At 39.0% G+C, this 22,449-nt stretch carries 21 protein-coding genes; 7 read left to right on the plus strand and 14 right to left on the minus strand.

All coding sequences use genetic code 11. The features are described 5' to 3' along the window. Positions 1 to 15: 15 nt before the first annotated feature. Complete coding sequence (locus WDB87_RS12570; RefSeq protein WP_337850029.1) at positions 16 to 474, plus strand: Sbal_3080 family lipoprotein; 459 nt, start codon at positions 16 to 18, stop codon at positions 472 to 474. A gap of 230 nt (positions 475 to 704) precedes the next feature. Further along, positions 705 to 2,612 (plus strand): putative bifunctional diguanylate cyclase/phosphodiesterase, encoded by a 1,908-nt coding sequence (locus WDB87_RS12575; protein ID WP_286247949.1) that lies wholly within the window; start codon positions 705 to 707, stop codon positions 2,610 to 2,612. A gap of 249 nt (positions 2,613 to 2,861) precedes the next feature. Here the strand turns inward: WDB87_RS12575 and WDB87_RS12580 are convergent, their stop codons facing one another. The 7 genes from WDB87_RS12580 to WDB87_RS12610 all read right to left on the minus strand — a co-directional run bounded on the left by WDB87_RS12580 (position 2,862) and on the right by WDB87_RS12610 (position 9,630). Continuing rightward, a complete protein-coding gene (locus tag WDB87_RS12580) occupies positions 2,862 to 3,563 on the minus strand; it encodes a TorF family putative porin (RefSeq protein WP_286247952.1) in 702 nt (233 codons plus the stop codon). 9 nt (positions 3,564 to 3,572) lie between these two features. Further along, the gene (locus tag WDB87_RS12585; protein WP_286247954.1) at positions 3,573 to 4,790 is read right to left on the minus strand and encodes a BCCT family transporter; all 1,218 of its coding nucleotides are present in this window, start codon (positions 4,788 to 4,790) and stop codon (positions 3,573 to 3,575) included. Between the two features lie 145 nt (positions 4,791 to 4,935). Continuing rightward, on the minus strand, positions 4,936 to 6,603 hold the full coding sequence (gene betA, locus WDB87_RS12590; RefSeq protein WP_337850030.1) for a choline dehydrogenase: 1,668 nt from the start codon (positions 6,601 to 6,603) through the stop codon (positions 4,936 to 4,938). A gap of 10 nt (positions 6,604 to 6,613) precedes the next feature. Next, positions 6,614 to 8,077, minus strand: a complete 1,464-nt coding sequence (betB, locus tag WDB87_RS12595; protein WP_337850031.1) for a betaine-aldehyde dehydrogenase — start codon at positions 8,075 to 8,077, stop codon at positions 6,614 to 6,616. Position 8,078: 1 nt separating this feature from the next. Then, complete coding sequence (gene betI / locus WDB87_RS12600) at positions 8,079 to 8,654, minus strand: transcriptional regulator BetI (protein ID WP_286249263.1); 576 nt, start codon at positions 8,652 to 8,654, stop codon at positions 8,079 to 8,081. A 413-nt stretch (positions 8,655 to 9,067) separates the two neighbouring features. Then, positions 9,068 to 9,373 (minus strand): hypothetical protein, encoded by a 306-nt coding sequence (locus tag WDB87_RS12605; protein WP_286247959.1) that lies wholly within the window; start codon positions 9,371 to 9,373, stop codon positions 9,068 to 9,070. Then, positions 9,373 to 9,630, minus strand: coding sequence for a DUF3081 domain-containing protein (locus WDB87_RS12610; RefSeq protein WP_286249264.1), 258 nt, complete (start codon positions 9,628 to 9,630; stop codon positions 9,373 to 9,375). Before WDB87_RS12610 ends, WDB87_RS12605 begins: the two co-directional genes overlap by 1 nt. A 145-nt stretch (positions 9,631 to 9,775) precedes the next feature. Between WDB87_RS12610 and WDB87_RS12615 the strand changes: the two genes are divergently transcribed. Beyond that, positions 9,776 to 11,056, plus strand: a complete 1,281-nt coding sequence (locus tag WDB87_RS12615) for a flavohemoglobin expression-modulating QEGLA motif protein (RefSeq protein WP_337850032.1) — start codon at positions 9,776 to 9,778, stop codon at positions 11,054 to 11,056. 148 nt (positions 11,057 to 11,204) lie between these two features. Here the strand turns inward: WDB87_RS12615 and WDB87_RS12620 are convergent, their stop codons facing one another. The 6 genes from WDB87_RS12620 to WDB87_RS12645 form a co-directional block, all read right to left on the minus strand. Further along, entirely contained in the window at positions 11,205 to 12,428 is a 1,224-nt protein-coding gene (locus WDB87_RS12620) for a type III PLP-dependent enzyme (RefSeq protein ID WP_286247963.1), read from the minus strand. A gap of 295 nt (positions 12,429 to 12,723) precedes the next feature. Beyond that, the gene (locus WDB87_RS12625; protein ID WP_337850033.1) at positions 12,724 to 13,578 is read right to left on the minus strand and encodes a hypothetical protein; all 855 of its coding nucleotides are present in this window, start codon (positions 13,576 to 13,578) and stop codon (positions 12,724 to 12,726) included. Positions 13,579 to 13,634: 56 nt separating this feature from the next. Further along, on the minus strand, positions 13,635 to 14,438 hold the full coding sequence (locus WDB87_RS12630; protein ID WP_337850034.1) for a DUF1338 domain-containing protein: 804 nt from the start codon (positions 14,436 to 14,438) through the stop codon (positions 13,635 to 13,637). Positions 14,439 to 14,460: 22 nt separating this feature from the next. Further along, complete coding sequence (gene astD, locus WDB87_RS12635) at positions 14,461 to 15,927, minus strand: succinylglutamate-semialdehyde dehydrogenase (protein WP_286247969.1); 1,467 nt, start codon at positions 15,925 to 15,927, stop codon at positions 14,461 to 14,463. A gap of 7 nt (positions 15,928 to 15,934) precedes the next feature. Continuing rightward, positions 15,935 to 16,969, minus strand: a complete 1,035-nt coding sequence (gene astA, locus WDB87_RS12640; protein WP_337850035.1) for an arginine N-succinyltransferase — start codon at positions 16,967 to 16,969, stop codon at positions 15,935 to 15,937. A gap of 45 nt (positions 16,970 to 17,014) precedes the next feature. Continuing rightward, positions 17,015 to 18,220 carry an aspartate aminotransferase family protein gene (locus WDB87_RS12645; protein WP_337850036.1) on the minus strand — a complete coding sequence of 402 codons (1,206 nt, stop codon included), beginning with the start codon at positions 18,218 to 18,220 and terminating at the stop codon, positions 17,015 to 17,017. 182 nt (positions 18,221 to 18,402) lie between these two features. Here WDB87_RS12645 and WDB87_RS12650 point away from each other — a divergent pair, with 182 nt between their 5' ends. The 3 genes from WDB87_RS12650 to WDB87_RS12660 all read left to right on the plus strand — a co-directional run bounded on the left by WDB87_RS12650 (position 18,403) and on the right by WDB87_RS12660 (position 20,781). Beyond that, the gene (locus WDB87_RS12650; RefSeq protein WP_058550238.1) at positions 18,403 to 18,831 is read left to right on the plus strand and encodes an Lrp/AsnC family transcriptional regulator; all 429 of its coding nucleotides are present in this window, start codon (positions 18,403 to 18,405) and stop codon (positions 18,829 to 18,831) included. 321 nt (positions 18,832 to 19,152) lie between these two features. Continuing rightward, a complete protein-coding gene (locus WDB87_RS12655) occupies positions 19,153 to 19,524 on the plus strand; it encodes a hypothetical protein (RefSeq protein ID WP_337850037.1) in 372 nt (123 codons plus the stop codon). Between the two features lie 84 nt (positions 19,525 to 19,608). Then, on the plus strand, positions 19,609 to 20,781 hold the full coding sequence (locus WDB87_RS12660) for a cellulose-binding family II protein (RefSeq protein WP_337850038.1): 1,173 nt from the start codon (positions 19,609 to 19,611) through the stop codon (positions 20,779 to 20,781). A gap of 51 nt (positions 20,782 to 20,832) precedes the next feature. Here the strand turns inward: WDB87_RS12660 and WDB87_RS12665 are convergent, their stop codons facing one another. Beyond that, positions 20,833 to 21,771 carry a hypothetical protein gene (locus WDB87_RS12665; protein ID WP_286247983.1) on the minus strand — a complete coding sequence of 313 codons (939 nt, stop codon included), beginning with the start codon at positions 21,769 to 21,771 and terminating at the stop codon, positions 20,833 to 20,835. A 373-nt stretch (positions 21,772 to 22,144) separates the two neighbouring features. On the opposite strand from WDB87_RS12665, the gene WDB87_RS12670 reads away from it, so the two are divergent. Next, complete coding sequence (locus WDB87_RS12670; protein ID WP_286247984.1) at positions 22,145 to 22,447, plus strand: isoamylase early set domain-containing protein; 303 nt, start codon at positions 22,145 to 22,147, stop codon at positions 22,445 to 22,447. Positions 22,448 to 22,449 lie beyond the last annotated feature (2 nt).

Consider the following 22,449-nt stretch of genomic DNA (forward strand, 5'->3'; position numbering starts at 1 on the left):
CATAAAAGGATGAATATGAAAACAATAAAAATAACTATTGCAGGAGCAATGGTAGCTACTTTAGCAGGTTGTGCTGCTAAGCAAGATATAACTCGCTTTGACACTGTGAAACCTGAAGTAGTTTGTATAGCTGAACATAAAGCAGTTAAAGAAGGTGTTGTTACTGCGATGGAAGAAGGGTTTGCAAAGCATAACGTTAAAACACGTGTAATTGCTGCTAACTATGTTTTAAAACATCAGGAATATCAAACTGAGTTACCCAATGCTGATATTTCAGGATGTAATGCTGTTGCTTATTACGTAGCTAACTGGCATTGGGATTTAGCGCTGTACATGTCATATGCAAATATTTGGGTTACTGACGCTAAAACGAATAAAAAGATTGCGCAAGCATCTTATCGCACTGGCGGTGGGCTAGATAAGTTTATAGATGCAAAGGAAAAAATTATCGAACTAATTGATGGCATGTATTAAATACTTACCATATTAGTTGTACAAACATTTTTAAGCTTAAGGTTTATTTTTATTCATCACACTCTATAATTAGCTAATTATTAAGCACTAATTTATTCTGTTAAAGTGCAGTTCTAAAAATTTTTAATAACTTAGGACTGCACTATGGCTTGCTTAGTACTAAAAACAGACGATATAATCGCCTTTTAGTAATGGGTTTATAGGATAAGTAATTTAGATGGATTTTATTGATGAATAAATTTAAACCCTTAGGCAGCATTTTTTTTGTATTTATCTTGTTTTGCTTTTGTTTAAACATCGAACTAACAAATCAAATTAACCGCATTAATTTATTCAACCCTGACATAGATTTACGCCACTTTGATATTGTAGATACAACGCTCGAAATGGCGCCTTGGTATAACCCTTTGCTTAATGGGCATTATTTAATACATCAGCCCTCTGCCGATTTTTTATTAGTTAAAACTACCGACACGGAATTTATAGCTGCAAACGCAACAAAACTTATTTTAATGACTTTAACCTCGCCAATAAACTTTATTTTGGTGTGTATGGTATTGTTTGTTGGCTTTTCGATTATTCGTAAAGAGCGTAGAAAAATATCTTATCAGCAACAAATTGCACAGCTAAATAACAATGCTAATCAATTGCTTGTTGCATTTAACTTACAACCCCAAAACGATAACCCATCAGGGCTTGGTAATTTAAGCCAGTCAATAAACAATTTAAACACCCATGTTGCTAATTATTTAAAGCAAACACAAACAAGTATCTGCCAAGATAAGCTAACCTTGCTTATTGATCGCCATGCTTATATTGAGCATATAGATAGGCAAATAAATTTTACTGATGAAGAGCAGCTTAAATGCGCCTTGTTGTTTATTGACCTAGATGGATTTAAACAAGTAAATGATTCGTTTGGCCACAGCTTTGGTGATGAAATTTTGGTGCAGGTTGCTACGCGTCTAGCCAATGTATTACGCCATCATAAGCTAAGTAATATTAATGGCGCTAATCAGTTAGAACAAAATTTATCACGTTTAGGCGGTGACGAATTTTCAATTTTTATTGAGTCAGTAGATAGCGATAATAAAGTGGTCGATATTGCTAAGCACGTACTCAGTGAACTTGAAAAAGACTTTGTACTAGGTAATAAAATAGTAAAAATTAGCGCCAGTATAGGAATAGCTACTTACCCAGAGAGCGCATCAACACCACAAGCACTCTTACAGTTAGCGGATGTGGCAATGTACCGTGCAAAAAGCGATGGTAAAGGCATTTTTAAAGTGTACTCCCCAGAGATGGGTAATAAAATGCGCCGCTATCACTATTTATTAGAAGAGTTGCGTTTAGCGGTTGCATGTAAAGACTTTTACTTATCTTTTCAACCTATCGTTCATGTTGAAGATTGCATGATAGATTATTTTGAAGCGCTAACTCGTTGGGATCATCCAATTGAAGGGATGATTTCACCGGCGGAGTTTATACCTATTGCAGAAGAGTCTAATCTTATTTTAGAGCTTGGTGATTGGATTATGCATGAGTCCTGTAGGCAAATGGCCGCATGGCATAATGCTGGTATGCGTAAAGTAAAAATTTCGGTTAATGTATCAGGCGTGCAATTAAAGCACCGCTCAGTGTATGATTGGATAATGAAAAATCTAAAAAACACAGGCCTGCCATCGCATTCTTTAATGCTAGAAATAACGGAATCTACGTTTATTAAAGCCAGTAAAAGTATGATTGAAGAGCTTGAACGACTTCGTGGTGAAGGTGTGACAATTGCCATTGACGATTTTGGTACCGGCTTTAGTTCATTAAGTACATTGGCTGATTTACCCATTGATGTAATAAAAATAGACCGTTCGTTCATCTCTCAAGCCGATAAAAGTCCAAAGTACAATGACATCCTTAATACAATCAGCGAACTAGGTCAAAAGTTAGGACTTAAAATAGTAGCCGAGGGCGTAGAAGAGATAGAGCAGTTTGAACTCGTAAAACGCATGGGAGTAAGCTCTGTGCAAGGCTATTTGGTTAGTCGCCCAGAATCATCTATCAATGTGGGTAACAAAGTGTTACGTAAAAATACCGCTAATTTATCTGCAGCGGGTACCAGCGCCTGGGAAATAGAAGGTTAGAGCCTGTTTATTATGCAAGGTAATGTAGGGTTTTTGGCTAGGCTATACGATGAAATTCAACTACCTATAGGCAATGAAGTTGAGCATTCACTGGCGCAACTATGTAGGCTCTGAAAAGTTAAACCCTATATTGCGCTAATCGCCCCTAAATAAAGCAAAGTTTTTTTGGGCAATAGCCTGAAAATTAAGTAAAAAAAATGCCACTTTTAAAAGTGGCATTTTTGTTTGTAGAATCTAATAACTACAATTTTATAAATCGAATGTGCGTGATATAGCAAGTACTATACGCTCATCAGCGTAATCGTAATCTAAGCTTGTATCTTCGGCAGCAATCTCAATGCCAAACCCTTCGTAGCTAGTTTGATACGCTAAGCGGTAATGTTTGTATGATTTCTTTTGGTTTACATCCCATGCCCACTTTTCGCCATCAAGTGAATTTGAAATATCAAAGCTTGCACGAATTGCATGGTTTGGTGCAATTTCAAAGGTGTGCGCAATCATAGAGATAACATGGCCAGCGCCTGTACCAAAGTAATCCCAGCTATACCAAAAGTTAAGCTCCGTTTGGCCATACTCACTTGCATAGCCAAATTTTGTGTAGGCTTCTGCGTAGTTACCATCGCTGTTATTACCTTGATATGTGTAATAAGCGATGCCGTAATCTGCGCTAACCTTGTCAGTTAATTGCACGTATTTACCTAAGTAGGCATCAAGTTCAAAGTCAGTGTCATCACCAAAATCGACATTAGAAGCCCATGCACCTGCGTAAACACCGCTGTCGAATGCGTAATCAAGGCTTGCTTGAATTGCAGGGTCGCTATCTGTTTGTGTTACACCGTTAAAAGTATAGTCAGATGCCGCTGTAATGGTTGTTGACCAGTTCGCTGTTGCAGTTGTTGATAAAAGCGCGAAAGGCAGTGCTACTGCAAGTTGTTTTAGTTTGTTATTCATTGTTGATCCCTAATGTACAGTTTCTATTTTTGTGTAGTCAATTTTGTTTGCTTTTGGCGAACTATCTATGTTGTTAACTGTTTTAAATTTGCTGTAGCCAATAAATGCAGCACAGGCAAAAAATAGTGCGATTACTAACGCGCCAACCCACTGAATTTGTAAAAACTCCAGCTTAAACAATAGGGTTAGTAACGAAAGGGCAACAATATTGAGTATCATATAGTTCATTTTACCTAAACGTTTAACCGTTAAGTTAAGGTTATCTGTGTATAAGCGTATTAATGAATCAAGCGAATTAATTACAAACACGATACCAACAAACACCATAGCAAAGTTTTTAATCCCCGCTGTTGAAATACCCATTTCGTGGTAGTGATAAAGTACGCTAAACCAAATTGCAATTGGGATAGAAGGGAATATCAACATTGCACCTAATACTTGGTATGTTTTAAGGCCGCCAACAAAACGAGATGTAAATTGGCCAATCATAATGCTCCAGGCAAACCACCAAAACAGGTAAAACTCATGATAATCGTTAAGTGGTAAAACAAACTCATTTATATTGGCAAAGTAAGTACCTATTTCTGCAAGGTTATTAGTAAATGCCGACATTTCGCTGTCACCAACAACAAATGCACCAACCCACATAAAGGCAATTAACGCAATAAATAACCAGGTTGTAGAAATGCTCAAAAAACGTACATATTTAATATCTGTACTTGAATACACTGCAAAGCAAATAGCCGCAAATACAATTAAATAAAAGGTGGGTATAACGCTCGACCCATCGCCCAGCTCAGGTAAATACCACGGTAAATTAGAAAGCAGTAAGTAAGCTGTAAAGGCACATGTGCCAATAATAACTACGTTATTAATGAATTTTACCCATGAAATTTCGAAAAATTTAACTTTGGGCTCTATTACACAGAAATAAAAACACGTAAGAAAGTAAAATCCCCAGATCAAGAATCCCCAGTAGCCAAACTCAATAGCCAGTGGGTTTGCAAACGCGTATTCTGGGCTTGCTTTTATGTCTGCATAACCTGCAAATTCGGTTAATGGAAACATGATTAGGCCAACGTCTAGGCCTGAGGTAAATAAGATTGCGATAAAGGTAAAAGTTCTCACTGGTGTTACGCCTACTACGCGTACGTTACCCCATTTAAATAAAATAGTAATAACAGCAAGTAGCGTAAATATAATGCCAGCACTAAGCCATATAGTCATTATCGCCCTCCCAAAATGAATAAAAGTAACTCATAAGTTCTCCGTTTTTGTTTTATTACTTGCACAAACACCGCGCAACCAATTTACGCCGTGAGCCACTGCAAGTTGAACGTGCCCACACAATGTTAGGCACGCTATGGCTTAATTAAATCTCGCTATTACGTTGCGTTGTTTGCCAATTACTGCTCATGGCAACGTTTACAGATGCTTGCGGTAACGGTGTTTTACCTAAAATTAGATCAGCTGCTTTTTCTGCAACCATAATTGTAGGGGCATTTAAGTTACCGTTAGGTACCGTTGGGAAGATTGACGAGTCAACAACGCGCAGCCCTTCAATACCATGAACTTGGGTATTTGAATTAACCACCGCCATGTCATCTTCGCCCATTTTGCAAGAACAAGACGGGTGATAGGCACTTTCTACTGCTTGGCGTACAAAGGCATCTATTTCTTCGTCAGTTTGAATGTGCTTACCAGGTTGAATTTCTTCATCGCGGTAGTCATCAAATGCGCTTTGCTCAATAATGTCGCGAGTTAGGCGTACACATGCTCTAAAGCCTTCAATATCGTCTTTATGCTGCAAGTAGTTAAATAAAATCTTCGGCGGTTGCTCTGGATTAGCTGATTGAATGGTGACACTACCACGGCTTTTAGGTTTGTTATGGCCTACATGCACCTGAAAACCATGACCCGCAAACGCACTGCGCCCATCGTAGCGCATCGCCGCTGGTAAAAAGTGGTATTGAATATCTGGCCATTCAACATCTGGTTTTGAGCGAATAAACGCGCACGACTCAAAGTGATTCGTTGCGCCTAAGCCTTTACGGGTCAGTAGCCATTTAGCGCCAATTAAGCCTTTTGAAATAAGACCTAATTTACCGTTTAAGGTAATAGGTTGCTTACACTTGTACTGAAAGTAAAACTCAAGGTGATCTTGTAAGTTTTGACCTACGCCTGGTAAGTGATGTTTTACCTCAACACCGGCTTCTTCAAGTATGGCTTTATCACCAATCCCCGAAAGCTGTAAAATATGCGGTGAGCCAATTGGGCCAGCACTTAATACAACGTCTTTAGTCGCATGCGCCGTTTTAAGTGTGCCATTTACTGTGTATTCAATGCCTGTGGCTTTTTTGCCCTCTAAAATCACTTTTTGTGCTAAAGCACCTGTAATAACTGTTAGGTTACTGCGTGATTTTACTGGGTCTAAATACTCGCGCGAGGCCGAACTACGCACACCGTCTTTAACAGTCATATGCATCGGGCCAAAGCCTTCTTGCTGAGCTGCGTTGTAGTCGTCTGTGTGTGCATATCCTGCTTCTACACCTGCTTTAATAAAGGTGGTGTAAAGCGGGTTTTGCATTTCGTTACCGTTATTAACGCCGAGCGGGCCGGTGCCACCTCGGTGCGCGTTTTCACCTAAATAAAAGCTTTCTGCTTTTTTAAAGTAAGGTAAGCACGACTGATAATCCCAGCCGTTAGCACCGTGTTGCTGCCACTCGTCAAAATCTTTCGCGTGGCCACGTACATATACCATGCCATTAATTGATGACGAACCGCCTAACACTTTACCGCGTGGGCAGTGCATTTCTCGGTTATCTAAATACGGCTCTGGCTGAGTGTGAAATTGCCATGCGTATTTATCTGTATTCATAGGAATAGAGAGCGCAGTTGGCATTTTTATAAATATACTTTTATCGCTACCACCGGTTTCTAGCAATAGCACTTTATTGTTTGTATCTTCAGATAAGCGATTTGCAAGTACACAACCTGCAGAGCCGGCGCCAACAATAATATAATCGAAAGTGTTACTCATAGTTACCACCTTAAAACGGGCTTTCTATGTCGGCCATGCCCACATAAATAGACTTCGTTTGCGTATAATGTTCAAGCGTTTCTATGCCATTTTCACGGCCAATACCTGATTGCTTGTAACCACCAACAGGCATTTCAGCAGGTGAATTACCATAAGCATTAATCCAACAAATACCGGCTTCTAATTGGTGAATAACACGGTGTGCACGTTTAATATCGCTTGTAAATACGCCTGCGGCTAATCCAAGGTGTGTACCATTTGCACGGGCGATAACATCGTCTTCGTCTTCAAAAACAAGCACGCTCATAACTGGGCCAAAAATTTCTTCTTTAACAATAGTCATGTTATCGTTGCAATCGGTAAATACCGTAGGTGCTACAAAGTAGCCATTAGGCGCTGATTCAGGAGAAAGTGTTGTACCGCCAGTAAGTAGCGTTGCACCTTCGGCCAATCCACTTTCTATGTAGCTCATTACCAATTCTTGATGCTTTTTAGAAATTAATGCCCCAAAGTTAGTATTTAAATCTTGAGGATCACCGGCAATAATATTTTGCTCTGTACGGGTTTTAAGCTCTTCAATAAATTGTTGATATACATTTTTATGAACATAAATACGGGTACAGTTAGTACAAATTTCGCCTTGTGTATAAAAGTTACCTAACATGGCAGCACTGACTGCTTGCTCAATATTGGCATCTTCAAACACTAATAAAGGTGATTTACCACCGAGTTCCATTGTGACGTCTTTTAATGTACCCGCAGCGCTTGCCACTACTTTTTTACCTGTGCCTACTTCACCAGTGAACGACACTTTGTCTATTTCACTGTGAGAGGTTAACCACTGACCTACATCACCGGCACCTTGCACAACGTTAAATACGCCGGCAGGTACGCCTGCTTCAACAAAAATTTCAGCGAGTTTAATAGCACCTAAAGGGGTTTCTTCAGAAGGTTTAAAAATAAATGCATTACCTGCAGCAAGGGCAGGGCCCGATTTCCAACATGCAATTTGCAGCGGGTAGTTCCATGCACCAATACCAGCACAAATGCCTAGTGGCTCTTTGCGGGTATAGTAAAAATCTTCGCCAACCATTTGCTGCTGGCCAACTTGCGCTGGTGCTAGGCCTGCAAAGTATTCAATTACATCTGCGCCTGTTTCTATATCAACGCAGTTAGCTTCTTGCATTGGTTTGCCTGTATCAACTACTTCAACTAAGGCAAGCTCGTCATTTCGCTCACGCAATAAAGCAACCGCTTTTAATAAAATCCGGCTCCGTTCTATTGGGCTCATTTTTGACCATTGAGCAAAGCCTTGTTTTGCGCTTTCGATAGCCGCGTTTTGAATAAATTCGTCGGCAATTTCTACCGAGTAAATAACTTCATCTGTAGCTGGATTTTTTACATCAAAAGTTTCACCACTTTGGTTTGCAAGGAAGTGGCCGTTGATAAAGTTTTGATAGACAGGTGTAGTCACGCTAGGCTCCATATTGCTTGATGAGTGAATGTACATAGCTTTTTGCTAATGTTTCACTGTGTTTAAATTGGTTTTCGTCAGATTGACTTAATACTGCTCTTAACCATAGGCCATCAATCATGGCGGCGCTAAGTTCTGCAGCTTGTTTTGCTTGCTTTACGGGCATTAGTTGCTTAAAAGAAAATGCTAAATTACTTTGCAAGCGGTTACTGTTTACATTTTGCAGCCTGTGCAGCTCTTGATCGTGCATTGACTGCGCCCAAAAACTTAACCACGTACGTGTGGTGTCATTGCGCTGTTGAACAAGTGCAAAGTTGGCCTCAACAATAAACATCAAACGATCAATTGCGCTGGTGGTTGGCTCAACTTTTTCAATTAATTCATTTTTTAAATTCGATAACAAATACCTAACGGTTGCCTCTATTAACCCCTGCTTGCCACCAAAGTAATGGCTAATAATGCCAGATGATAAACCTGCATTTTTACTGATGGTGTTAATGGTTGTTCCTTGCAAACCGCGCTCTGCTACTGACTCAATGGTCGCGTCAATTAGCTGCTGACGCCTGACAGGTTCCATTCCGACTTTAGGCATGATTTTTATTAATTGAACGTTCAATAAAGATAAGTTTAATGTAATAGCTCTAACAATTCAAGGTGTAAGTAAACAGCCAGATACCAAGATGTAGATGAATCATTAACAAATGCGGGGTAATTTTTAGTAGTGCTTCTCGCAGGTCTTCATAAATAAAATTAATTATATTCAATAGGTTACTATTTAATTGTTAAATGGTAAGAATAGTAAGGATTTGTTTACGGGGTATGAGTAATAAAAAAGATAAATATTCGTTAGAATGGTAATAGTTAGAGTACGAAGGGTATTTTAATTAAGCAAACCTCACCTTTTCACACGTTTAATTAGTGTACTAATTAAAAAGTAGCAGTGTGCACTGGCTATAATAGGGGACGCTGAAGTTATAAAAAGCGTGTATATTAGGCGCTATTAATAACGCCTTTAAATAAAAGCGGGTAGCGTCTAAGGCGATTACCTATGTAATCATCGGCTAAAATTTGTTGGCATATAAAGTTAACATCATTACTGGCCTCAAACACCCAGTCAAAGCGTTCAATAGCCAGCAAAAAACCGCGTTTAAGGTGGGTCTGTTCGCGGTATTCATTTAGGTTTCGACGGATTATCTGCAGTTTTTCTGGGTGCGCCTGCAGCTCAGTAATTACCTGGTTTATAAACGAGGTGGTTTGCTTGTTTGTGGTGCGTTTACGAATGCGTCTTGGCTGCATTATTCCTCATTAGCAATGTTGTATAGTTTTTTTAAAAAGTCGTCTTTATGTTTGTCATGCTCATAATCTAAGTGGTAGGCATTATGAAACCCAAAGCGCAATAATACGCCGCTACCTTCTAAATAAATAGTGTAGCCATCAATGTCAGAGTAAGCTGTAACACCTTGATAATGTTTACCAATATCGTTTTTTCTACCGCGCTGCTGAATACGTTCGTACACAGAGAGGATCTGCTTGTTATCGAGTTCGTTTTTCATCATTACCCCTTTATTATTTTATCTTGTTACGTTTTATATATGAGGGACGATCACCTTAAAAACAATGCTTAAAAAGTGATAAATATACTTGCTATTAACTGATTTTACCTTATGCTCAAGCCTCATTTTTTGTTGAGCTTACACCATGATAGACAAGGCTTTACTTCTTAAAACTCGCGAACTGTCGGAGCAATTAATTGCTTTACAAACGCCGATTAGAATACTCGATGCCATTAATTGGGATAAACAAGTAAAAGAGGATTTTTTTAGGCAAAAGTGCCAAAAAAATCCGTTAGTCGATAGCGCTTATTATCAGCAGCGTGATTTAGGGTTTACCCCTAGCGAATTACGCCAAGCGTTTTCGACTTTGCATCGCAATATCATTAACCAGCTTGGGCAACTTAATCCTATTTCTCAATATATGGGTAAAATGTGTAGCGAGTATAAAACGGTGCTCAGTATGCTTGAGTATAGAGGTACGAGCGAGTTTCATGATTTGTCGGTAGAGCTTTTTGGGCACCCTAAAGATTTATTTCATGCGGGTGAGCCTTCACTCTTCGAACTTGCAAATATGCTAGAAAAACCGCTCCAAAATTTATTAGTAGCCGATATTTTACCTGATGACCCTAAAAATATTGATGCAAGCGATGCGGTGCGAATACTATCAGAGCAAGTCAACAGTAGTATGTCAGGTATTAATGTAGAGGTTATGCTCAGTGACGGGATTGTTAGTGATGCGGCAGCAGGCGCAAATAATATTAAGCTAAACCAAGATGTTAAATTCTCACAACGTGAGCTTGATATTCTAGAAGTTCATGAAGGCTGGATACATGTAGGTACCACTCAAAATGGCTTAGCTCAACCTTACTTAACATGCTTGAGTAAAGGTACGCCAAGTTCAACGGTAACCCAAGAAGGGTTAGCTGTTTTAACAGAAATAATTACCCTCAAATCAACGCCTAGGCGTTTATCAAAGTTAGTAAATCGTATTCAAGCGGTTACCAAAGTGATTGATGGTGCAGAGTTTGTAGATATATTCCGTGATTACTTAGCGCAGGGGCTGTCTAAAGATGAAAGCTATACGTTAGCACAACGTGTATTTAGAGGTAGCACGGCAACAGGCTTACCTTTTACTAAGGATATTGCTTATATAAAAGGGTTTGTGCTGGTATATAACTTAATTCGTGTCGCTATTCAGCTTGGGCGCATTGATCAGCTGCCATTACTATTAGTAGGGAAAATATCTATTGATGACTTTAGACTTATATCGCAATTACATAGTTTAGGTGTTATTGAAAGCCCAAAATTTGTACCACCACATTTTAAAGATTTACGTGGTTTGGCGACGTGGTTGAGCTTTGGCAGATTTATAGGTGACTTATCGTTTGAGCAGTTAGAAAACGACTACAAGCCGTTATTTTTGTAAAAGGAGCGTTAGCTCCTTTTTATTGCTTCAAAGGTAGAGCTACATTTATATCGATTGCAGAAAATATAAAAAAACGCAGTTGGAATGAGCAACTGCGTTGAAGTGTACAGGTACAAGCCAACGTACCTATAGCGAGGAACTTATTTTCTTAACCGGTTAAAACTTGGCTGTGTACTTGCTCGTTCAATACAACAACTTCAGCACGTTTAAAAAAGTTAAAGTCGGTTGCTGTAGCTAGCGTGTAAGCACCCATCATACGGCTTATAATTAAATCGCCGTTGTTTAATTTTGGCAGCATAATTGAATCACTTATTACATCTATACTATCGCAAGTTGGACCTGCAAGTACTGACTCAAAACGTTCGCCATCTTGTTTGGCACTACCGATAGGGTAGGCTGCCTCATCAAACATTAAGCCGCTAAAAGAGCCATAAATGCCATCATCTAAGTAGTACCATGTTTTACCTTCGCGCATTGCTTGCCCCATTACAGAGGCAACGCTCGTAACACTACTTGCTACAATAAAACGCCCAGGTTCAGCAAAAATTTGCATTGTTTCTGGTAGCTGTGCAAGTGCAGTATTAATAGGTGCACAAAACACATCAATTGGTAGCACATCCGCGCTGTACGGCACAGGAAAACCACCGCCAATATCTAGAGTACTTAGTGCTGGTAAACCTAACTCGCTCACTTGTTTAATCACTTTTGCACAGGCATTAATCGCCTCAACGTATTTAGTAGGATTAGGTGATTGCGAACCTACATGAAACGATAACCCTTTAATACGAATACCAAGCTGTTGTGCATAGCTAATAATGTCAATTGCTGCTTCTGGGCTGCAGCCAAACTTTTTAGATAAATCTGCAAATGCATCTTTATTACGAAAGCTAAGGCGCACTAAAATTTCAGCCTGATCTTTATAGGCAATAAACTTTTCAAGCTCGTTAATGTTATCCACCACAAACACTGTACAGCCGTAAGCAAGTGCGTCGCGAATGTCACTGTCGCGTTTTATTGGGTGTGTGTGAATAGTACGTTCACTTGGCACGCCCTGGCTAGCGACTAAGTCCACTTCGCCACTGGTTGCTAAATCAAAGCTTGCGCCTTCTTCTAATAACGTGCGCACAACAGCAGCATGGGGTAAAGGCTTTAAAGCAAAATGTAATACAACGCCAGGCAGTGCGTGCTTAAGTGCACGGTATTGGTGGCGAATAGCTTCGCAATCAAGCACCATCAGTGGCGCGCCAAATTGTGCTGCAAGTTGTTCTATATGCATGTTGGTCGGTTGTACATAATCAATTGTTTGATTTGCAGCAACCGCTACTGCAGGTACTTTAGTTACGGTGTCTTGTAGTTGAGTTGATAAAGCCATTATAGTTTTCCGAGTCAGTTAAGCAACCGCTCGGGTTATGGTGTATCCACGAGTCGGTTGAGTGAGATCAATAGTGCATATGCACAGTCAAATTCACTCTTGGATAGTTGCTCTATCGCCTTGCTACAAACGGGGTTTGTAATGTACTCGGATTGGCTATCATCAAGAAGCGGCGAGATAATAATGTAGGTTTTTAATCAGTGCAATAAAAATATGAAATAATTTTAAAATAATTTATTTTATATAAGTATCATGGGGTTGCGTTAATTAGATGGGTTTATCTTGACGATTAACTTTACTCATCAGAGGTCAAATATACGTGTTCTTTAGCGTAAGCCAGTAACATTTCGCTAGATGTATCTGCACTATAGGCTTGCTGTAAGCTTTTTTGTAGGCGATCGTAAATTTCGGGGGTTTCCATTAAAATATTAATGGTTTTTATTACTTTTTCACCGAGTGTTGACTTACTACATGCAAAGTAGCCGTTAACAAACTCAGGGAACTCAGCTATTTCACGGCTGTCTATTTGTTTTAATTGCTCACTGGTGAGTGCACCGAGTACGTTAACCTCATAATCGACAATCATGTCTATTCTATTATGAATAAGAAGTTGAGGTAGTTGAGAGCTGGTGTCTTCAGAACTGATCGCGGCAATTTGATCTCTATACTTTGTTAAAACAGGCTCAAGTTTTTGATAACTTGTTCCTGAATCTACGGCAAGGGTAAAATCTTTTCCAAGTAATTGGGCAACAGAGACTCGTTCAGGAAAGTTTTGCAAGATGCGTTTAAAAGAATAAATTTTTCGTTGCTCGTAAATAGTGGTTGGTATATTTGAGAACAAAATATGCTTTTCACGCGCTGGCGTTTTTATTATATCGTAGCTGCATACTGCTTCATTACCCATAAGCCGCTTTATTAACCGTGCTTGATTGGTCCACTGCAATTTAGTGTCAATAGTATGATTGAGCAGGCTTTCGAATGTTTTATCTGAATTTAAAAAGCTATCAGTAGACGCATTCGCTCTGGAGAGTAATGTAAGTGGTTCATTTGCATGGATCAAAGGTGATATAAGCAGCACATGCAAGATAATTAAAAGTTTAGTAAATACAGACATACAACTTAGTGTAAATGTTCTAAATATTATTGTCATAAAAAAAAGCCCAAACGGGCTTTTTTTAGGTTGAAATAATAGCGCCTGCTTTATTTTTAACGAGCGTTAGTGCTTTCAAATATTTTATCAGCAGAGGCAGCAACAAATCCCGTGTAAAGCTCGCCATCGGCTTTAGGGTATCTAATCGCAAACTCATAAAAACAGCTAGGGATGCGTAGTTCACCGTCGCTAAAGGTAACGGCGTAATCATCTGCAAGGGTAGATGATTGCTCTAATAACACCTCTGGTGAGCCTTTTACTTCGCCGCCAGATGTATTAAGCGCAAAACCTGCGTCTTTAAGCGCTTGGTTAACATCGTGAATGTTATCAAACTTGGCAAGCATATTAATATTTACAGTAAAGTGGTTGGCACGGTAGCCCCATGCCGACATCCATGCTGCGTACTCACTTTCAGCGAGTAATTGCTTGTAAGTGTCGCTACTTACCTGCCAATGGGTGCCTGAGTATAAAAAGTTATCGGCAGTTACTGCGTTTTCATCTATTTGATTTACCATATCGATAACAATAGCTTGCAGCTCTGGTGAGCACTTTTCTACTAATAACTCAGAAATAAATACTTTAGGTTGCTTAGGGTCGCTGTGCTCGAAGTGCTTAGCGTATAGCTTTTTAGCTTCAAAGTGGTATTCGCCACACTCTGTATAACCTAGCGCTAAAAAGTGTGCGGCTAGTTTTTCAAGGCCTACTTTTTCAATATTAAAGGTACGCAGCGCAATATGGTCGTTAATAATGTCATCTTTTTGCGTTGAACCCAGAAGGTCATGAATTTTATCTGCCGATGGCGTAACTGCTAAATAGTTATCCCATAGGTTTTCAAATAATGTATTTACGTTGGTATGCATGTTAAATCCTTAAAAATGGGTATTATTCTATTACTAAGCCGGGTGCTAAAGTTTGCGGTAAATTTACTTTGTCTGATTCAACTGAAGCAACAGGGTAAGCGCAGTAATCTGCAGCATAATATGCACTTGCTCTGTGGTTACCACTTGCGCCTATGCCACCAAACGGCGCAGCACTAGAGGCACCTGTAATAGGGCGGTTCCAATTTACTATGCCAGCACGAATACGCTTTAAAAAGTGGCTGTAATCATCTTCGTTATCGCCAAGTAAGCCTGCTGATAAACCAAAGCTGGTGTTGTTAGCCTCTGCTATTGCGCTGTCAAAGTCGTTGTAGCGGTAAATTTTTATAAGCGGGCCAAAGTGTTCTTCATCGGCCATGTTGGTGATGTTAGTTACATCAATAATACCTGGGCTTACAAACCCTGTGCCTGCTTTTAACTGCTTAAGCTCAACGAGTATTTCGCCGCCGCTCTCAACTAATTCATTTTGCGCTGCAATCATACCCAGGGCGGCTTTTTCGCTTATCATCGCACCCATAAATGGCTGGTTAGTGGCAAAACTGTCATCAACAACAATATTTTTGGTTGCGCTAATAAGTTTTTCTAAAATGGCATCGCCATTGGTTGAATTCTCAATAAACACGCGGCGTGCACAAGTACAGCGCTGGCCAGAAGTAATAAAGCCAGATTGAATAATATCGTGTACTGCAGCGTTTACATCGGCAACATCTTTAACTATTAATGGGTTATTACCGCCCATTTCAAGCGCTAAAATCTTACCTGGGTGGCCGGCAAACTGCTTATGTAGTAAATGGCCAGTGTTTGAACTGCCGGTAAAAAATAAGCCGTCTATGTCTTTATGTGAAGCAAGTGCTTTACCGGTTTCTACTTCACCTTGTACTAGGTTAATAACACCCGCTGGTAAGCCCGCTTTTAACCAAAGTGCTAAAGTAAATTCAGCAACGTGAGGGGTTAGTTCAGATGGTTTAAATACCACGGTGTTACCCGCTAAAATGGCAGGTACAATATGGCCGTTTGGTAAATGCCCAGGGAAGTTGTAAGGGCCAAATATAGCCACAACGCCGTGTGGTTTATGGCGTATGAAGGCTTTAGCACCTGGCATTGGGTTTTCTGTGGTGCCGGTGCGTTCATTATAGGCTTTGATAGAAATGGCTACTTTACCTGTCATAGCGCCTACTTCTGTGCGTGTTTCCCAAAGTGGCTTGCCGGTTTCGCGCGCTATAATGGCTGCAAATTCTTCGCTGTGCTCTTTTAATTGTGCTACGAAGTTTTCAAGTATAGTAATACGCGACTCAATTGGCGTATCTGCCCATTGTACTTGTGCGGCTCTAGCTGCATTAATTGCAGAATCTACTTGCTCTGCATTTGCGCCATTGCCTTGCCATACAACTTCGCCGTTACTCGGATTAACAGAGCTAAAAGCGGGGCCTTGGCCTGAATGCCATTGGTTATTTATAAGGTGTGTGTTCATATTTGTTTTACAGGCGGAAAAAACGCGCTGCATCTCCTTGGGATAAATTAAGGGCATCAGCCACTTCTTGGCTTATTACTAATGTGTGCTTAGCGTGGTTATAATGGGCGTGCTGGGTAAAGGTTGCTCTAAACCCACTTACACCTTGGTTGCAAACGGCAAGTGTATCTGAGCTGTGCTGGCTAATATGTTCCAGCTCGCCAATGGTAATAGGGCATACTTGAGACTCACGAATACTGCGAATATTACCAAGCTTTGCTTCTACCGTTGGGCCTGCATCAAACAAATCAACGTAGCCACGATGCTCAAAACCTTCTTTTTCAAGTAATTTGAGCGCCGGTTTTGTTTTGTCATGCACGTGGCCAATAACTGCTTGGGCTTTTTTACTTAGTAAGTTTACGTAAATAGGGTATTTAGGCATTAACTCACTAATAAACACTTTATCGCCAAGCCCCACTAAGTGATCAGCCTGAGGAAACTCAATACTAAAAAAGTGCTCTTGCAACCACTGCCAAAACGGTGAATGACCATCTTCGTCGCTTACGCCGCGCATTTCAGCTATGACGGTATCGGCAAAACGTTCGCTGTGTTGGGCCATAAATAAAAAGCGTGAGCGTGATAAAAAGCGACCGGTTAAACCTTTGCGGCTGTTTTCGCGCAAAAACAAAGTGCATATTTCAGAGCATCCGGTGTAATCGTTACACATACTTAAAATATCAACGGTGTTATAAACATTCAGTGTAGGCGAGTGGTGTACTGTTTTACCTAAATGGTAATGGTACAAAGGCACAGATAAACCAACAGCGGCTTCTATGGCGGTAGTACCAACTACTTCACCTGTTTCGCTATCTTCTAAAACAAATAGGTAGCTTTCATCGAGTGGCTGATTGATATTTTTAGCAAAGCTTTTTTCGGCGCGATCTATTTTTTCTTTTAATTGCTCATCATCTACAGGCAGTGAGGTAAAGCCATGGCCTGACTCGATTGCAATTTGCTTAAGTGCAGCAAAATCTGCAGTGGTAATAGGACGTAATACTTGCATTTATTACTTGCTCCAACAGCGCGCCCTAGAGCGCGCTTAATTAAATTAGCCGTTTACTACGTCGCTTACTGCTTTTTCAAAGCGTGCTAGGCCTTCTTTAATGTCTTCAAATGGAATTACTAAAGAAGGAGTAAAACGAATCACGTTCATGCCCGCCACTAAGTTCATTAAGCCATTGTTAGCACTTGCAACTAAAAAGTCGCGTGCGCGGCCTTCAAATTTTTCGTTTAATACAGCGCCAATAAGTAAACCTTTACCACGTACTTCACTAAATACGTTGTACTTTTCGTTAATAGCGTTTAAGCCATCGCGGAATAACTGCTCGCGCTCTTTTACGCCATTTAATACATCAGGCGTATTTACTGTATCAAAGGCTGCTTCTGCTACGGCACATGCCAGTGGGTTACCACCGTAAGTAGAGCCGTGCGTACCTATTTTTAAATGCTCAGCAATAGCTGTGCGGGTGATCATCGCACCAATAGGAAAACCACCACCAAGTGCTTTAGCGGTCGTTAAAATATCAGGCACTACGCCTAAGCCTTCGTATGCGTATAAATCGCCAGTACGGCCAACACCGGTTTGTACTTCATCAAAAATAAGCAGTGCATTATGCTTAGTACATAACTCGCGTACTTTTTTAGCAAATTCATCTGTTGGTGAAATAATACCGCCTTCACCTTGCAGTGGCTCCATCATTACTGCACACGTTTTATCACTAATAAGTGCTTCAAATGCTGCAATGTCGTTGTAATCACAATGCATAATGTCGCCAGGCTTAGGACCAAACCCATCAGAGTAAGCTGCTTGGCCGCCCACGGTTACTGTAAAAAATGTGCGGCCGTGAAAACCTTTATTAAAGGCAATAATTTGCGATTTTTCTTCGCCGTATACATCTAAAGCAAAACGACGCGCTAGCTTGAGTGCTGCTTCGTTAGCTTCTGCGCCTGAGTTTGCAAAGTAAACTTTATCAGCAAATGTGGCTTCAACCATTTTTTGTGCTAAACGCAGGGCAGGTTCGTTAGTCATTACATTTGATAAGTGCCAAATTTTCTCGCCTTGCTCTTTTAAAGCAGATACAAGTGCAGGGTGGCAGTGGCCTAAACAATTAACGGCAATACCACCAGCAAAATCAATAAACTCGTTGTTATTTTGATCCCATACACGTGAGCCTTCACCTCGCACTGGAATAACAGCCGACGGGTTGTAGTTTGGCACCATTACATCGTTAAATAAGTCTCTTGTTACTTGCATTATGTACACCTAAAAATTGTGAATATTGAATAAAAATTAGCAAAATAAAAACGTTAGCGTTTTCTCAGCTAGATAATTTTTGTTATTGCTGGTTATTATCGAAGGTTATAGGTTAAATTTGCAGTGCTATTTTGTGAAAAATGATTACAATAAAAGTCAAAATAACGAAATTAATAAGCAATATGATAACTCCACAAGATGAAAAGCTACTTTCAATTTTAAAAACAAATGCACGTGCAAGTATTTCTGACCTAGCGCGCATGCTTAATTTATCGCGCTCTACCGTGCAAAGCCGTATGTTAAAGCTTGAAGAAACCGGTGTTATAAAAGGGTATAGCGTAGATTACGGTGAAGACTATTTAAGCAGTATGGTGTCGGCTCATGTGTCTATAAAAGTGATGCAAAAACTCACCACCAAAACCAATTTAGAGCTAAAACAAATTGATGCTATTTCCCAGCTTTATGCAATAAGCGGTGAGTTTGATTTAATTGCTGTAGTGCAAGCGCAAAATTTAGAAAAACTAAGCCATTTACTTGATGATATAGGTAATTTAGATGGCGTAGAGCGCACAACGTCGTCGGTTATTTTAGAAACAAAATTTAAGCGTTAGCAAAATTTATTATAATGTTTTTGTGTTTGAACTATGTAAAAGGTACGCTTTGTTAGGATGACAAATGTTTAGAAATATTCGTATTAATAAATATTATCTAAACATGCTAAATAGAATTGCATTGGCTAATATATGTGGTAAGATACTCACTGTTTGAGAGTGTTTTTATATACTTTTATAACAAGGATTTAACAAGCTATGGAATAGATTATAAGACTCCTACCTTTGTAAATTTTTAAGTACTACCCATAAACTACCTGCTGTAACAAGATGGATATCTTGTATTTAATGGAAGCCGCTTAACCGCGTCATTAGGGATAAATGATGAAAAAAACTATATTGCTGATCTTTTCAATTGTATTTGTTGGTTACTACTTAACGGCTAAAGCCAGTCAGTACACATTTAATAAGCATATAGAAGTAAAAACGTATAGTGATTTATTTTATAAGCTTGAAACAGCTGAAGTTAGCATAAATGAAATTATTGCTGGAGCCTCGGAGTTTTCGTTAACTATGTGCGCTGATAAAGTTTATCAAGAAGCTTTGGGGAGGTCTACTGAAGGTTGTAATGACCAATTTCTATCTGCAAAAAATAAATGTGCCAAGTATTTAATAAAAACATCTAACCAGTACTATAAAAGCAAAGAAAAGGTTTCCTTACTTACAGAGCGATTTATTAACTGTGTAAGTTAGCATAGTTGAGTTTTGGTATCTACCATGCAATTTTACGCTAGTTGACTATACTTATTTTAATTAATAATTATTTAGCAATGGATTATGCCCACAACGCTATTTTTTGTGCTGTTAACTTTAACTGAGCCTTTAAAATTTGGTACCAATGTATCGCTTACAACGCCAGATAATGCGGTTAACCAAGTGCAATGTATATTACACAATATGAACATGCCATTTGAGTTGAAATCGCTGTCTTGGCTTAGGGCTCGTCGCGAAGTAAAGCTAGATAGATTAGATGGGTATTTTACAACGCATTTAACCTATGAGATGAGCCAGCATGGTAAGTTGTCGTCACCTATTTATCTAGAAAATTGGTACTGGTTTACTCACCCCGATAGTATTAATGTAGATCCCAAAAAATTGCGTTATGGTGTAGTCCGTGGCAGTTATCAAGCTAATTGGTTTAAAACACAAAATATTACCTCGCTTGTTGAGGTAAACTCGCTGGAAGAAATAGTGAACGTGCTTCACCATCATAGGGTAGATAAAGTATTACTCGATTTAGATGATTTTAATAATACTGCTGACAACTTAGGTATTGACGCTTCGCCATACCAACGCTCGTTTTATCGCTATGTGCCTTTAGGTGTTTTTGCTGCCAATAAGCTTATTAATTCGCACCCATCTTTTTTAGACAAATTTGACGAAACGATCCCACAATGTGCTCCTGCACCGTTTTACTTATCCCAAGGTGAACAAGTACAAATACTTGATAAGTTGTTAACGCCACTGGAGGGGTTAATTTCACAGCCAATAATCACCGATACAGTAACTCAGAGTAACCATATTCAGCTGAGCAAAAAAGAGCTTAAACTAGCAGATGAGCTTTGGGTTAAAGAAGTAAAAGCACATCAACATGGTTTAGCTAAAAAGATGTTACTTATTGATGCCTCATTATATTTAAAACAATGGCAAACTCAGTTCAACGGCATAGTTACAGAAACTATACTGATAGATAAACAAGGCAAAAATGCGGCTATAAGTAAAATAACCAGTGATTATTGGCAAGGTGATGAGAGTAAATTTAGTCTTGTATACAAGCAATCTATAGCACATCGCTTTAGCAGCGTTGAATATGATGCGTCAACACATCATTTTCAGGTACATCTAAGTTTACCTATAAAAGATCCCCAAGGCGAACATATTGGCGTTATTACTTTAGGGGTTGATGTAGAAAAAGCGCTGCATTCATTTAACAATATCGTATTAAATTAAAGCGAGCTCAATACCTTATTAAAACCCCGTATGTATAGCTTTTATATATTGCTATTTACTTACAGCAGTTGTTGGTTTTAGAGCGTGTTTGATAATGGTTTTTTTTGCTTCATTTAATTTAATAATGTACGCATTTCCTCCTACCAGCCCTTTAAATTCTTCATCGGTAAAAATAAGTGTATTATCGTCATAAAAGGTGATTGCTTCTTTTTGCGTAACAATACCTAAATCGATTCGAGAAACATCACCAGAAAAAAACTTATCCCCTTTAAAATTTTCGAACAGCCAAATACTGGTAGAATCCAGAAGCACAAGTTTAGTTCTGTCTGGGCTAAGCGCAGCGGATGTGATCCAACATAGTTTTTCAAGGGTTGTGCATGTTTTAAATGAATCAATTAGCTGTGCATCAAAATTAGCTGCATGATCGCCCACTTTATAAACATTGGTTATGCCATCGAAAGGTTCGGTTCTATTTTTGGTAAATAAATATAAATGGCGTTTGTACTCAACAAAAGCCTCTAAATCAAAGTTGCGTTTGTTAGGCTTTATGGGGGTGCCGTCCATTTCAGGATAGGTAAATTTAATAATTTCGGCTTCGGTGGTCTCTGTTTTTATATCAATAGGGTTTTCTATTTTATAAATAGTTAACCACTTTCTATCGTTTTTATTATTGCCAAAATCACCTAAGAAAAAATGACCAAATTTATTTTGTGTCATATCTTCCCAGTCTATATTTTTAGCATTAGTAACGAGGATTTCTTTTTCAATCGCGCCATCTTGACCTAAGCGATATAGCTTTGGATCGTCACCGCCATCATTAATCGCCCACAAACGTTTGTTTTTATCAAACTCAATACCTGAAATTTCTTTTAACTTCGGATCTACTGATAATTGCTTTTTACTATAAAGGGTATATATAGAAAGGCTTACAAAGGAGGCAAGTGCAATAAATAAAATCACCGTAGTGAATAAAATGCTTTTTTTCAACATGAAATTTTTGGTATTTCAGAGACGTAAGATGCTGTGTATTATTACTTAAGCACACTGATAACGAAAGAATTTTATAGGTTGGTGTGAACTTATATACGATTTTTTACTCAATATATTAATAATGAAAAATGATTAAGTTGGTTTAATACTTGCTGTTCATTAGTTTGTCATTAATAAGCGATAATTTTTATCGAAATCGCACCTTATATGTGCAGCTTAAAACTTTTTTGCACTGTAATAATGCGTAAATAAAAATTTGTTTAAATTACCCGCGTTTAATGATGTTTAAATGCACCCCACATCGCCCTTTGAAGTGTTGTATCGGCCCTGTGGCAAAGATTAAGTACCCATTTTGGTTTAGTTGGAGCCTACTATGTTGAATAAACGTTTTTTTAAAACAAAAAATGAAGCTGAAGTTACCTTTGAGTTTACTCACCCTGATGCAGAGCAAGTAAGTTTAGTTGGCGAATTTACCGATTGGCAACCGGTACCCATGAAGCTTAATAAAAAAGAAGGGGTATTTAAATGCAAGCAGAGATTGCCTGTTGATCAGCAGTATCATTTTCGTTACTTAATTAATGGTGATATTTGGGATAACGACCACCAAGCGGATGATTACCTACCTAATACATTTGGCACAGAAAATAGCATAGTGAATACTCAACGCATAAATTAAGG

The organism is Pseudoalteromonas sp. C12FD-1, assembly GCF_037414265.1.
Lineage (GTDB): Bacteria > Pseudomonadota > Gammaproteobacteria > Enterobacterales > Alteromonadaceae > Pseudoalteromonas.